A 13,292-nucleotide genomic window follows, 5' to 3' on the forward strand; every position below is an offset into this window, starting at 1 on the left:
TCGAGCCGCCCTTTTCCGTGTCAGTCGCTGGTGGCGGATTCCGTGCCGACCGTTCCCGGCGCCAGGATCGGCCGCGGAGCCGGCAGCTCCGCATCGCGGTCGCCGGTCTTGAGATAGGTTTCGAACCAGCGCATCATCCGCAGATTGTAATCGTAGCGCGCCGCCGCCCGATTGTTGCCATGCCCCTCGCCGGGGTAGAGCACCAGCCGCACCGGGGTCTCGGGCTTGCGGACCTTGATCGAGCGATAGAGCTCGTAGCTCTGCGACGGCGAAACCCGCGTATCTTCGGCTCCGTGCATGATTAGCAGCGGGGTCTCGGCCTTGTCGGTGTGGTAGATCGGGCTGACCTCGAGCATCTTCTGCCAGTCGTCCCACGGCCATGCCAGGCTGTGGACGTTGTACATCTCGTAGGGGATGTCGGTGGTGCCGAACTTGCTGATCTGGTTGGATATTCCGACGAACATCACACCTGCAGCGAACTCGTCGCTGAAATAGGTCGAGGCCCAGCCGGTGGCGTAGCCGCCATAGGAACCTCCGGTGATCCCGACGCGCTCGGGATCGGCGATCCCCATCTCGACCAGCGCGCGCTTGGCATCGACCAGGTCGGTGAACTCGGGATCAGTGTAGCGGCCCTGATGCTGTTTGGAAAAGGCGGTGCCATAGCCGGTCGAGCCGCGATAATTGGGCAGGAACACCGCATAGCCCTGACCGGCCGCGACCTGTCCCGGGCCGCTGTAATTGGTGACCCAGCCATTGGAATCATGCGCTTCCGGGCCGCCGTGAACATCGAGGATCAGCGGCGCCCCACCGGCGGGCGCACCGCCGACCGGCTCGATCAGCACGCCTTCGACCGTCTGCCCGTCGCGGGCGGTGTAGGTGACGGTGCGCTGCTGCCCCATGTCGATCTGCGACAGCCAGGGATTGTGCGATGTCCAGCGCTGAAAGCCACCATCGTTCCAGACGAACAACTCGCTCGGGTGACTGGGCGAGGATGCCCGGACCGCGATCCGGCCGCCGTCGGATTCCACCGCGGACAGGATCAGATTGCCGCCGTCGTGCTCCGCCGCGACGCTGCCGTTGGCGTCGTAGATCCGCAGCGCCGATTGCGCGCCCTTGTGGATCACTGCCGCCAACTGCCCGTCGGCGAGCCACTCGGCATCAACTGCTGCCTCGGGCGCGCCCTGATTGAGCGCGCGATATTGGCCGGTGGAGACATCGACGAAATACAACGTGGTCGCGGCGGGATCATTGATATCGACCCCGGCGATCATCGACAGACGGGTGCCGTCGGGTGAAATCTCCACATCGCCGATCTTGCCCGGCGTTTCGACCACCCGGAGCACGGTTCCGGTGGCGAGATCGAGGATGTGCACGCGCTTCGAGGTGTAACTGTCGTCGACCTGTGGGGTGGGTGCGCTCTCGATGATGGCATGGCGCGCATCGGGCGCGATGTCGAAACCGCTGACATAGCCGGGAATGGCGATCGTCTGCGGTTGGGCATCGATGGTATCGCCGATCGCGACGCGGAACAGGCGGTTGAGCCGCGCCTCTTCCTCATAGACGATGGCATCGAAGCCAGCCTCGCTTTGCGCTGTGCGCGCTTTGTCTTCCGCGGCGCTGGCGAGCAGGTGCATATGGCTGCCGTCCGGGCTCCAGGCGTAGCTCCGAACGCCGGCACCGGCGATCTCGGCGAGCTTGCGCTGCGCGCCGCCATCGATCGGAATTCCCCAGACGGCGCGGTCCTCGTCCTCGCGGCTCCAGAGGAAGCTGATCCAGCGCCCGTCCGGCGAGAAGGCGATGTTGCTCACATCCATGTCGGCGGGGAGGAAATCGCGCGCGTTGCCCGGTCCGTAAGCGAGCCTCAACTGCTGTTCCGGTCCGGCGTTTTCCTCGCCCGCAGTCACGTCTGGCAGGCTGACGGTGGTGTAGGCGATCCGGCTACCGTCGGGACCGACTGCGATGGTGCCGACGCTCTCCAGCCGGGCGACGTCTTCGGGCGTCATCGGGCGCGCTGAAGCGGCGGTTGCGACGAGGGCGCTGGAGGCGAGCAGCAGGTTGGCGATTGTCCGGCAGGTCATGGCTGGGCGATCCTCTCTCGATCATGAAAATTGGGATGGAGACCTCATAGCGAGGCAGGCGCGCATGGCAAACTGGCGCTTGTGCGAGAGACGCTCGCGAGGCATCAATCCGCCCAAACGGGAGAATGATCATGCGTTGTACCTATCCGCTGGCGCTGGCCGCCGCACTGCCCATTGCCTTGGCCGCCGCCCCCGCTCTGGCCGACACGACAGTGGTCCATGCCGGCAATGTCATCGCCGATGCCGACAGCCAGCCGACTGGCCCGGCGACGATCACGGTCACCGATGGGCGGATCGTCAGCATCGAGTCGGGCTGGAACCCTGCACCCGCGGGTGCCGAGACGGTCCGGCTCGAGGGCATGACCGTGGTGCCGGGCCTGATCGACCTGCACGTCCATCTGACCGGCGACCCCGGCGGCGATTTCTGGAAGGACGCGGTCGAGCCCGAGGAGTGGGGCGTGGTCGTGGGCGCGAAGAACGCCGCGAAGACGCTGCGCGCGGGCTTCACCACCGTGCGCGAGGCGGGAAGCGCGCAGCACAGCGGCTTCTCGTTGCGGCGCGGGACCGAGGAAGGCATGATCGAGGGGCCGCGGATCGTCGCCGCCGGACCGGCGCTCGCCATCGTCGGCGGGCACGGCGACGTCTCGGGCTTCCGCCCCGAGGTCAACGCGGTGCTCACCTCGGGCTACACCTGCACCGGCGCGGTGGAATGCGCCGAGAAGGTCCGCCGCGCGAGCCAGAACGGTGCGGACGTGATCAAGATCACCGCTACCGGCGGGGTGCTGAGCCAGCAGGGCCGCGGGCTGGAGGCACATTTCTCGGACGCCGAGATGAAGAGCATCGCCGACACCGCTCATTCGCTCGGGCTGCAGGTGATGGCGCATGCGCATGGCGCGCGCGGGATCGAGGCGGCGGCGCGGGCCGGAATCGACAGCATCGAGCATGCGACCTATCTCGACGAGGCTGCGGCGCAGGCGATGAAGGCGAACGGCACCGTGCTGGTGCCGACGCTGATGGCGTTCCAGGGTGTGACCGAGCGGCTGGGGCAGGGGATCTATACCCCGGTGGTCGAGGACAAGATCCGCGCGGTCGCCGAAACCGCCAAGGTGTTCATGGGCCGGGCCTATCGCTGGGGCGTCCCGATCGCCTTCGGGACCGATGCCGGGGTGTTCGACCACGGCCGCAACGCCGAGGAATTCGCGCTGATGGTGGCGCAGGGCATGCCGCACCGCGAAGCCTTCGCCAGCGCCACCACCGTCGCGGCGCAGGTGCTGCAGATGGAAGACGAGATCGGACGGCTCGCGCCCGGCTATTCCGCCGACATGATCGCGATCGCGGGCAATCCGCTCGAGGATGTCACCGTGCTCGAGGACGTCGAGTGGGTGATGGTGCGCGGGCGGATCGCCGAGTAGCCTTCGCAGAATTTGCACCGACGCTGGTCGATTGAAATCGCGTTAGCGGTTTCGTCATTGCGAATTTTGCGCCAGCAAGGCGCGGCAATCCATGGATCGCCGCGTCGCCCAAGTGGGCTCCTCGCGATGACGATTTGAGGACGAATTGAGAGGGGAATCTACTATGCAGACAATCCGCATCGCGCTGCTCGCGAGTGCCGCGCTTTCGCTCGCCGCTTGCACCACCACTGCGCGCGAGGCCGGTCCGCCCGCCATGGAAGCTGCTTCGGCAACGCAGTCGGAACACGACCGGCTGTTCGCGCTGTTCGCGGATGCTGACGAGCGCGAACTCAAGCTCAACCCCATCAGCGCGCTGTTCCGCGGCGACATGCGCTACGCCGACCGGATCGGCGACTTCCTTACCGACGAATACAATGACGCGAGCCGCGTCGATGCGCAGAGCAATCTGGAGCAGTTGCGCGCCATCGACCGCAGCGCGCTCGATGAGACCGACCGGCTGGCCTATGATGTGTTCGCCTACAACCAGCAGCAGGCGCTCAAGGGACTGACCGACGAAATCATTGCGGTCACAGAGGTGCGCCCGGTGAACCATTTCTCGGGCTTCCATACCTTCTACCCGACCTTTGCCAGCGGCCAGAGCGCCGCCCCGTTCAAGACGGTCGAGGATTACGAGAACAATCTCAGTCGGCATAAGAACTACATCGAACTCAACGACCGCGCGATCGCGCTGTTTCGCGACGGGCTCGAGACCGGCGTGCTGGAAACCAGGCTCACGATCGGCAATGTGATCGAACAGCTCGACACGCAGATCGCGATGCCGCTGGAGGATTCGCCCTTCTGGATGCCGGTGAAGAACTTCCCCGACAGCTTTACGGCTGCCGAAAAAGCCCGGCTGACCGAGGACTATCGCGCCGCGACGCAGGACATCTATGCGGCGCACGAGCGGATGCGCGATTTCCTGCGCGACGAATATCTGCCGCGCGCGCGGACGAGCGTGGGGCTGTCGCAGATGAAGGGCGGCGAGGCGCTCTATCGCCAGCTGATCGAGAGCACGACCACGCTGCCGCTCGAACCCGATTACCTGCACGAACTGGGGCTGAGCGAAGTCGCGCGGATCAAGACCGGGCTGGAAGAGATCAAGGCCGAGGTCGGCTTCGAGGGCACGCTCGACGAATTCTTCGACTACGTCCGCACCGATCCGCAATTCAAGCCCGAAAGCCGCGAGGCGCTGACGCAGAGCTATTACGACATCGGCAAGCAGGTCGATGCCAAGATCGACGAGCTGTTCTCGCTGACCCCTGCGGCGCCGCTCGAGATCCGGCCCTACGAAACCTTCCGCGAAGAATTCTCGGCGGGCGGGTCCTATGAATCGGGTGCGCCCGACGGGTCGCGCCCCGGGGTGTTCTATTTCAACGCCTACGACCTGCCCAGCCGGCTGACGACGGGCAATGTCACGCTCTATCTTCACGAGGGTGCGCCGGGGCATCACTTCCAGATCAGCCTCGCACAGGAAAACGAGGCGCTGCCCGCCTTCATGCGCTTCGGCGGCACCACCGCCTTCGTCGAAGGCTGGGCGCTCTATGCCGAGACGCTGGGCGAGGAGATGGGCTTTTTCGAGGATCCCTGGAACCGCTACGGCACGCTGCAGGACGAGCAATTGCGCGCGATGCGGCTGGTGGTCGACACCGGGCTGCATTCCAAGGGCTGGACCCGCGAGCAGGCGATCGACTTCATGCTGGCGAATTCGGGCATGACGCGCACCGAGGTGGTGGCCGAGGTCGAACGCTATATCGCTATTCCGAGCCAGGCGCTGGCCTACAAGGTCGGCGCGCTCAAGATCCAGGAACTGCGCCAGCGGGCCGAGCAGCGGCTGGGCGAGGATTTCGACATCAAGGCCTTCCATGCGCAGGTGCTCGGCACCGGCGGGCTGCCGCTGCCGGTGCTGGAAGCGAAGATCGACCGCTGGATCGCGGCGGGCGGAGGCTGAGTGCGGCGACCCCGCGCTCGTTCGAAAACGGGCGCGGGTCTCGCCGCTAGCTGCGTCCGACGCTCACATATTCGAAGCCGCGCGCGCGGACGTCCGCGGGGCGATAGATGTTGCGCAGATCGACCAGCACGGGGGCCTTGGCGATCTGCTTGACGCGGTCGAGGTCTAGCGCCCGGAACGCGTCCCATTCGGTCACGATGGCGATCGCATCCGCGCCCTCTATGGCGGTGTAGGGATCGTCGCACATGCTCACTTCTGGCATCAACGCCCGGGCGGCTTCCATGCCTTCGGGATCGTAGGCGAACACCGCGGCCCCAGCATCGGTGAGCGTCTGCGCCACGGCGATCGCGGGAGAATCGCGCATGTCGTCCGTGTTCGGCTTGAAGGTCAGCCCGAGCAGCGCGACCCGCTTGCCGCGCGCGGCATCCTTGCCGCCCAACGCATCGAGCACCTTGCGACCCATCGCCCGCTTGCGGCTTTCATTGGCCTCGACAACTGCGGCAACGACCCGCACCGGGGTGTCGTAATCCTCGGCTGTCTTGAGCAGCGCCAGCGTGTCCTTGGGGAAGCAGGAGCCGCCGTAGCCGGGACCGGCATGGAGGAATTTGGAGCCGATGCGATTGTCCATCCCGATCCCGCGACTGACGTCCTGGACATCGGCACCGACGCTTTCGCACAGATCGGCGATCTCGTTGATGAAGGTGATCTTGGTCGCGAGAAAGGCGTTGGCGGCGTATTTGATCAGCTCGCTGGTGCGACGCCCGGTGAACAGGATCGGCGACTCGTTGAGGAACAGCGGCCGATAGACCTCGCGCATGACCTCGCGCCCGAACTCGTCCTGCGCGCCGATGACGATCCGATCGGGACGCTTGAAATCGCCGATCGCCGCGCCTTCGCGCAGGAATTCGGGGTTGGAGACCACGGCGAAGCGATGAGTGGTGCCGCTTTCGGCGAGAATGCGCTCGACTTCGTCGCCGGTGCCGACGGGAACGGTCGACTTGGTCACAACCACCGCATCATTGGACAGGCTCGCGCCGATTTCCTCGGCGACCGCATAGACGAACGACAGGTCGGCGTGCCCGTCGCCGCGGCGGCTGGGGGTGCCCACCGCGATGAAGATCGCTTCGGCGCCGGCGATGCCTTGTGCCAGATCGGTCGTAAACGTCAGTCGTCCCGCCTTGACGTTGCTTTCGACCAGCTTGTCGAGGCCGGGTTCGTAGATCGGCATCACCCCCTCGTGCAGCCGCGCGATCTTCGTCTCGTCCTTGTCGATGCAGACCACTTCATGGCCGAAATCGGCAAAGCAGGCGCCGGAAACCAGCCCGACATAACCCGAGCCGACCATCGCTATCTTCATGAAATACCCCCGGTGTGACGAATGGTGATCGTGCCGTCGGCGTCGACGGCCTGGATATAGCGTCGCTCCGCACCCTCGAGCACCAGCGCCGTCAGAACGCCGGTCCGGAAGGCGCCGGTATCGATCCCGATCCGATGCCCGCGATCCTCGACATCCTCGAAGATGGTGTGACCATGGACGACAACGTGGCTGAGTGGATCGACATGACGCAGGAAGCGCTCGCGGATCCACAACAGATCGTTGCGACTCTGGTCCTCGATCGGCCGCGAGGGATCGACGCCCGCGTGGACGAAGACATAGTCTCCGGCGATCACCATCTCATCCAACGACTGAAGGAAGGCGCGGTCGTCCTGCGGGATCAGCCGCACGAGCTCGTCCTGCAGTTCGCCCAGCGTGAGCGCGTCGAGGTCCTTGCGCGAGATGCCGTAGCTCATGATGGTCTCGCGGCCGCCATGCTTGAGAAAGTGCCGCAGCACGTCCTTGTCCTCGAAGCTGTCGAGAAACATTTCTTCGTGATTGCCGGCGAGGCAGCGCAGCGGGCGGCGGCTCTGCCATTCGCGCGCGGCGGCAATGACGCCGGCGCTCTGCGGGCCGCGATCGACCAGATCCCCCAGCAGGACTACGGTCGAGCGGGAGGCTGGCGACGCACCATCGTGGGTTTCGATCGCCCGGCGCAGCGCATCGAACAGGTCGAGGCGACCATGAACGTCCCCGACGACGTAGTAACGCTCGCCTTCCGGCACCGTCGCAAGCTTGGCCGGCGCGCTGGCCCTGCGGAATATCTGGCGGATGGAGTTGAGCATGGTCGTTCAGATGGCCCCGGAACGGAGCGTTGCAAGCCGCATAGGCGTACCGGCGCTGGCGAGCAACTGTGGGATGCCGATCGCGGTCTTCGCAGTTGCACAAAAACCACGCAAGCGGCCCCGTATCCGTAATAATCGCGGTCGAAACTTGCTTTCGGTGTATGGTTTGTGAAATATGGTTGCGAACACGATCGAGGAACCCGCACGAAAACCTGGGCCCGACGCGTTTGCAGGTGGGACGAAGCGACAACCATCAGGAGTCTGTCATGCTCACGTCCTCGCGCGGCCTCGCCGCATCGCTCGTCTTGGCGAGTTTTACCCTATCCGCTCCTGCCTTCGCGCAGACCGTCCTTCCGGCCGATGAGGTCGAGGAGCAAACCGAAGGCCCGATCACGATCTCGGCCAATGTCGCGCTGACGAGCGAGTACCGCTTCCGCGGCGTCGATCTGTCGGGTGGCGAGATCGCCATCCAGGGCGGCTTCGATCTTGGGACCGAATCCGGGTTCTACGTCGGGACCTGGGCGTCGTCGCTGGATGAAACCACCGTCGGCTTCGGATCGACCGAAGTGGACATCTACGGCGGCTGGAGCGGCGATTTCGCCGAGGGGCTCTCTGCCGATGTCGGCGTGATCGGCTACCTTTATCCGGACGCCGGTCCCGGCGATTTCGACTATGTCGAAGTCTATGGCTCGGTGGGCTTCGCGTTCGGACCCGCCGAAGCGACCGTCGGCGTTGCCTATGCGCCCGAGCAGGACTCGCTGGGCGGGACGGACAATTTCTACATATATACCGATCTCGGGGTGGGCATTCCCGGGACGCCGGTCAGCGTGACCGGTCATCTCGGCTACACCGACGGGTTTCTTACCTTCACCAACGACAGCAAGGCATTCGACTGGTCGATCGGCGCGGAAGCGGAACTCTACGGTCCGCTGTCGATCAGCGCTGCCTATGTCGGTGCCGAGGGCGACATTCCGGTCGGTGCGTATGATTTCGTCGATGACGCTTTCGTGGTGACGCTCAGCGCGAGCTTCTGATCCGGATCCGAACGGGGGCGGACCAGAACGCCGCCCCCTTCGGTCTGGTATTGGGCCACCGGCAGCGTTTCATTCCCTCCGCCCGTTAGCGGAAAACGCCGATCGATCCGGCGATTACCTCCGAATCGGATGAGATTATTTTGCCAGTACTACGCTTTGTAGCGGTTACCTGAGCAATCTATTGCGTTCAAAATCGTTGCAAGTAAACGGACTCCCCCATACACGAATTCCCAGGGGGATAAGTGATGGGGTTACTGTCTCAGCTCGATGCTGCCGAATGGCTTGCGCTGGTCCAGCATGAGCTGTTTCTGTTCGCAACCTTCTTTTTCATTCTCGGTGCGCTGGACGAATTCGCCGTCGATCTGACCTATGGCTGGCTCCGGCTGCGGGGGAAGGCCGCCACCGGGCGCGTCGACGAAGCCGAATTGCGCGCTCGACCGCTTGCGGGGATCGCCGCGATTTTCGTGCCCGCGTGGGACGAGGCGCGTGTCATTCGCCCGATGCTGACCCATTCGCTGCTGGCATGGCCGCAAGCCGAGGTGCGTTTCTTCATCGGATGCTATCGCAACGATCCGGCTACGTTCGACGAGGCCTCGATCGTCGCGCGCAGCGATGCGCGGGTCCATCTGGTGGTTCATGATCGCGATGGGCCGACCAGCAAGGCCGACTGCCTGAACGCGCTTTATGCGGCGCTGGTCGCCGAAGAGGAACGCGCCGGGCGGCGCGCGCGCATGGTCGTTCTCCACGACGCCGAGGACATGGTCGATCCGGCGGCGCTTGCCGCACTCGACATGGCGCTCGATCATGCCGAATTCATCCAGCTTCCGGTGCTTGCGCTGCCGCAACCGCGCTCCCGCTTCATCGGAAGTCATTACTGCGACGAATTTGCCGAAGCCCATGGCAAAGTGATGGTCGTCCGCAGCGGGCTCGGTGCGGGCATTCCGGGCGCCGGGGTGGGGAGCGCGGTGGAGCGCTGCACACTGGCGCGATTGGCCGAACTTACCGGAGGATTGGGCCCTTTTGCAACCACTTCGCTGACCGAGGATTATGAATTCGGGCTCAATGTGGGCTCCATTGGCGGGCGCGACCGGTTCCTGCGTTTGCGAACCCGAGAGGGGAGACTGATCGCAACGCGGGCCTATTTCCCATCGCGCATCGACACAGCCATCCGGCAGAAAACACGCTGGATTCACGGAATCGCCCTGCAGGGCTGGGATCGACTGGGCTGGAACGGCGGATTCCTGCGGACATGGATGAAGCTGCGCGACCGGCAGGGGCCATTCGCCGCATTCCTTTTGGCGCTCGCCTATCTCCTTGTCCTCGGGTCCGGCCTGATCGGCATCGCCGGGTGGTTTGGCTTATTCGTCCCTTTCAAGGCATCGCCCCTGCTTGCGACGATGCTGGCCATCTGTGGCATCGCGGTCGTCTGGCGCGCGCTGATCCGGGCAATTTTTACCGGCCGCGAATTCGGCTGGCGTGAAGGGTTGCTGGCAGTCGTGCGCATACCGGTCTCGAATTGTATCGCGATCATGGCAGGACGCCGCGCATTAATGGCTTACATTGCGACGTTGCGCGGCGCGGAAGCACAATGGGACAAGACGGAGCACCTCGACCATCCCGCATCGCTCATGCGGGAGCACGGCTCGATATGATCGTCCGGCCGACCCTCGGGTCTCTGCCGACATCGCGCTCAATCCGGGGTCAGCCGCTGGCGATCATGCTGTTGGTACTTGCTTGTTGGATAGGCTTGCGCGCCAGCTTCTGGTCAACGCCGAACCCGAGGAGCGATGCTCTGGTGCCGTTCGCCACAGAAGACCAGACATTCCGAACGGAGGGTCGCGGCCCCAGCGGACGAACAGGCTCGCCGGCTTCCCGGCGGGTCCATGCCGCCCACGAAACCGATGGCGTTCCGGGAAAGCGATTATCCAGCAGTGTCCTTCGCGCCGGGGTGCCGCCTCGATTTCCCTTTCCGATGCCGATGCTGAGCGGAGTGCAAATCGAAACCTTGCCTTTCGCAAGGTCTCCTTCCTCCACCCACGGAACGCGCTCCTTGGAACGGTACCAAGAGCCGACGCCCCTTGGCGCTGCCTCTTACTCGCTCTCTCTCAAACCTGCGTCGGTGGGCGATCCGCGGCGCTTCTCGATCGATGGCTGGCTGTTCCTGCGCGAAGGCGGCGTGGCCGACCCGGGTGCGGGGCCGCTCGCCCCGACCTACGGCGAGAGCCAGTTCGGAGCATTGCTGCGCTACGAACTCGGGCCGGGTCGCCGGCTTCTGCCGCAGGCCTATCTGCGCGCGACCGGAGCGATCGATACGCGCGAGGCCGATCTCGCGGCTGGCGTCAGCATCCGACCACTGGCCGCGCTTCCCTTGCGCACGCATACAGAGGTCCGGCTGTCTCGTCTCGGCGAACGGACCGAACTGCGCCCGTCGGCTTTCGTTACGACGGGCATCGACGAGGCGTTGCCGCTGGGCGCCCGGGTTCGCGGTTACGCGCAGGCGGGCTATGTCGGTGGCGAGTTCGCCACTCCCTTCGCCGATGGCAGCCTCGTGGTCGAGCGCGACGCCAAGCGCTTCGCGCGCGGGGCACTCGCCGTCGGCGCCGGAGTATGGGGCGGCGCTCAGGAAGGAGTGGCGCGGCTCGATGCCGGCCCGACCGCCAGCGTAGATTTGCGCATCGGGCAGGGCAGGGTAAAATTGGCCGCAGATTACCGCCTGCGGATCGCGGGCGAGGCGGAACCCTCGTCGGGAGCGGCGCTGACGCTATCGACCTCTTTCTGAGCCGCCGCGACTTACATCGCCGGGCGTGCTGGGATAGGGGCCGCACATGGACGTCTACCTGCCGATCGCGAACCTGTCCGTGAACGGGCTCTGGATCGTTGCGCTCGGCGGCGTGACGGGTCTGCTCTCCGGCCTGTTCGGGGTCGGCGGTGGGTTTCTGACGACGCCCTTGCTGATCTTCTACGGCGTCCCGCCGACCGTCGCCGCCGCCTCGGCCGCGACCCAGGTCACCGGCGCCAGCGTCTCCGGCGTATTCGCGCATTCCAGGCGCAGCGGGGTGGATTACCGTATGGGGGGCGTGATGGTCGCCGGCGGGATGGTCGGAGCGGTGATCGGTTCGCTGCTGTTCCGCTTCCTGCGGGCCATCGGCCAGATCGACGTCGTGATCAGCGCGCTCTACGTGATCCTGCTCGGGTCGATAGGAACGATGATGGCGCGAGAAGCGGTTCGGGCATTGCGCGGCAGATCCTCCGCTTCGGCCGCGAAACGGCGCCGCCACCATCCGTTGGTAACCTCGTTGCCGATGCGCTGGCGGTTCTATCGCTCGGGTCTTTATATATCCCCGCTGGCGCCGCTGATCCTGGGGGTGTTGGTCGGCATCCTCACCATGCTGATGGGGGTGGGCGGCGGCTTCATTCTCGTGCCCGCGATGCTCTATATCCTGGGGATGAGCGCGAATGTCGTGGTCGGCACCAGCCTGTTCAACATTCTGTTCGTCACGATCGCCACCACCATGATGCATTCGCTCACCACGAGGGCGGTCGATATCGTGCTGGTGGGACTGCTGCTGATCGGATCGGTCACCGGCGCGCAGATGGGTACGCAGGTCGCCGCCAAGGTGAAGCCGGAAATCCTTCGCCTGATCCTCGCCTCGATCGTTCTCGCGATCGCCTTGCGCATGTTCTTCGGCCTGTTCGTCCGGCCCGACGAAATCTACACGATCGCGCCGCTGTGAGGGTGCTGCTGCTCCTGCTGTTCGCCCTCATGCTCTCGGGCCAGCGGGATCCCATCCTGGTGCCCGAAGTATCGCAGCACGAGGTGCAGGTGCGGCAGGGCTTCACCGGCACCGAATTGCTGCTGTTCGGCGCGATCATCGATCCGGCCGGACGGGGGGTCGGCGGACAATACGACATCGTCGTCGTGCTCAAGGGTCCACCCGAGCCGATCAGGCTGCGCGAGAAGGCGCGGTTTGCAGGCGTCTGGGTCAATGCCGAGAGCACGGACTTCCGCTCGGTCCCTTCCTTCTTCGCGGTGGCTTCCTCGCGCCCGATCGAGGAGATCGTCGACCAGAAGACCGCCGCGATCTACGAATTCGGTACCGAATATATCCAGCTGTCGCCCACGGGAATCATCGATCCTGAGGAACAGGCCCGTTTTGCCGCGGGCCTGGTCGATCTCAAGACGCGGCAGAACCTCTATCAGGAAATTGTCGGCGGCGTCGAACTGCGCGAAGACGTGCTGTACCAGGCGCGGATCTCGCTGCCCTCGAATGTCAGCACCGGAATCTACACGGCCGAGACCTTTGCCGTGACGGATGGCCGCGTCATCGCTTCGGCGATGGCGGAGGTCGCGGTGCGAAAGGTGGGGTTCGAACGCTTCATAGAGAATTCCGCCAATCATTGGGGCCTTTACTACGGTTTCGCTGCGGTGGTGCTCTCGATCGGGATGGGCTGGGCCGCGAGCCGCTTCTACGCGATGATCTGACAGGATTTTCCGGAGCTTGCGCGCACTCGCATAGCTCGGTCGTTACGACATTTTAACCGTCGGCGCTTAGGCCAAATTATACAACAGCCGCGCGACCGGAAGCTTCATGACCGATATGTCTCATCACAATTTCCGCCC

The 13,292-nt window shown here is 64.8% G+C and carries 10 protein-coding genes; 7 read left to right on the forward strand and 3 right to left on the reverse strand.

Going from position 1 to position 13,292, the window contains the following annotated elements; translation table 11 throughout:
* Positions 1-20: 20 nt before the first annotated feature.
* Positions 21-2,078: a S9 family peptidase gene (locus Q9K01_RS04080; protein WP_305928916.1), complete on the reverse strand. Its 2,058-nt coding sequence runs from the start codon at positions 2,076-2,078 to the stop codon at positions 21-23.
* A gap of 131 nt (positions 2,079-2,209) precedes the next feature.
* On the opposite strand from Q9K01_RS04080, the gene Q9K01_RS04085 reads away from it, so the two are divergent.
* Entirely contained in the window at positions 2,210-3,490 is a 1,281-nt protein-coding gene (locus tag Q9K01_RS04085; protein ID WP_305928917.1) for a metal-dependent hydrolase family protein, read from the forward strand.
* Between the two features lie 163 nt (positions 3,491-3,653).
* Positions 3,654-5,477: a DUF885 domain-containing protein gene (locus tag Q9K01_RS04090; RefSeq protein WP_305928918.1), complete on the forward strand. Its 1,824-nt coding sequence runs from the start codon at positions 3,654-3,656 to the stop codon at positions 5,475-5,477.
* Between the two features lie 46 nt (positions 5,478-5,523).
* Here the strand turns inward: Q9K01_RS04090 and Q9K01_RS04095 are convergent, their stop codons facing one another.
* Positions 5,524-6,834: a UDP-glucose dehydrogenase family protein gene (locus Q9K01_RS04095; protein WP_305928919.1), complete on the reverse strand. Its 1,311-nt coding sequence runs from the start codon at positions 6,832-6,834 to the stop codon at positions 5,524-5,526.
* A complete protein-coding gene (locus Q9K01_RS04100) occupies positions 6,831-7,637 on the reverse strand; it encodes a metallophosphoesterase family protein (RefSeq protein ID WP_305928920.1) in 807 nt (268 codons plus the stop codon). Before Q9K01_RS04100 ends, Q9K01_RS04095 begins: the two co-directional genes overlap by 4 nt.
* A 266-nt stretch (positions 7,638-7,903) precedes the next feature.
* Between Q9K01_RS04100 and Q9K01_RS04105 the strand changes: the two genes are divergently transcribed.
* From Q9K01_RS04105 to Q9K01_RS04125, 5 genes are all read left to right on the forward strand, one after another.
* Positions 7,904-8,671 carry a TorF family putative porin gene (locus Q9K01_RS04105; RefSeq protein WP_305928921.1) on the forward strand — a complete coding sequence of 256 codons (768 nt, stop codon included), beginning with the start codon at positions 7,904-7,906 and terminating at the stop codon, positions 8,669-8,671.
* A 245-nt stretch (positions 8,672-8,916) separates the two neighbouring features.
* Positions 8,917-10,323 (forward strand): glycosyl transferase family protein, encoded by a 1,407-nt coding sequence (locus Q9K01_RS04110; protein ID WP_305928922.1) that lies wholly within the window; start codon positions 8,917-8,919, stop codon positions 10,321-10,323.
* A 467-nt stretch (positions 10,324-10,790) separates the two neighbouring features.
* The gene (locus Q9K01_RS04115) at positions 10,791-11,450 is read left to right on the forward strand and encodes a hypothetical protein (RefSeq protein ID WP_305928923.1); all 660 of its coding nucleotides are present in this window, start codon (positions 10,791-10,793) and stop codon (positions 11,448-11,450) included.
* Between the two features lie 46 nt (positions 11,451-11,496).
* Positions 11,497-12,405: a sulfite exporter TauE/SafE family protein gene (locus tag Q9K01_RS04120; RefSeq protein ID WP_305928924.1), complete on the forward strand. Its 909-nt coding sequence runs from the start codon at positions 11,497-11,499 to the stop codon at positions 12,403-12,405.
* On the forward strand, positions 12,402-13,154 hold the full coding sequence (locus Q9K01_RS04125) for a TIGR02186 family protein (RefSeq protein ID WP_422785285.1): 753 nt from the start codon (positions 12,402-12,404) through the stop codon (positions 13,152-13,154). The genes Q9K01_RS04120 and Q9K01_RS04125 overlap by 4 nt, the downstream gene beginning before the upstream one ends.
* The last annotated feature ends 138 nt before the right edge of the window (positions 13,155-13,292 follow it).

The organism is Qipengyuania benthica (assembly GCF_030717865.1).
GTDB classification, from domain to species: domain Bacteria; phylum Pseudomonadota; class Alphaproteobacteria; order Sphingomonadales; family Sphingomonadaceae; genus Qipengyuania; species Qipengyuania benthica.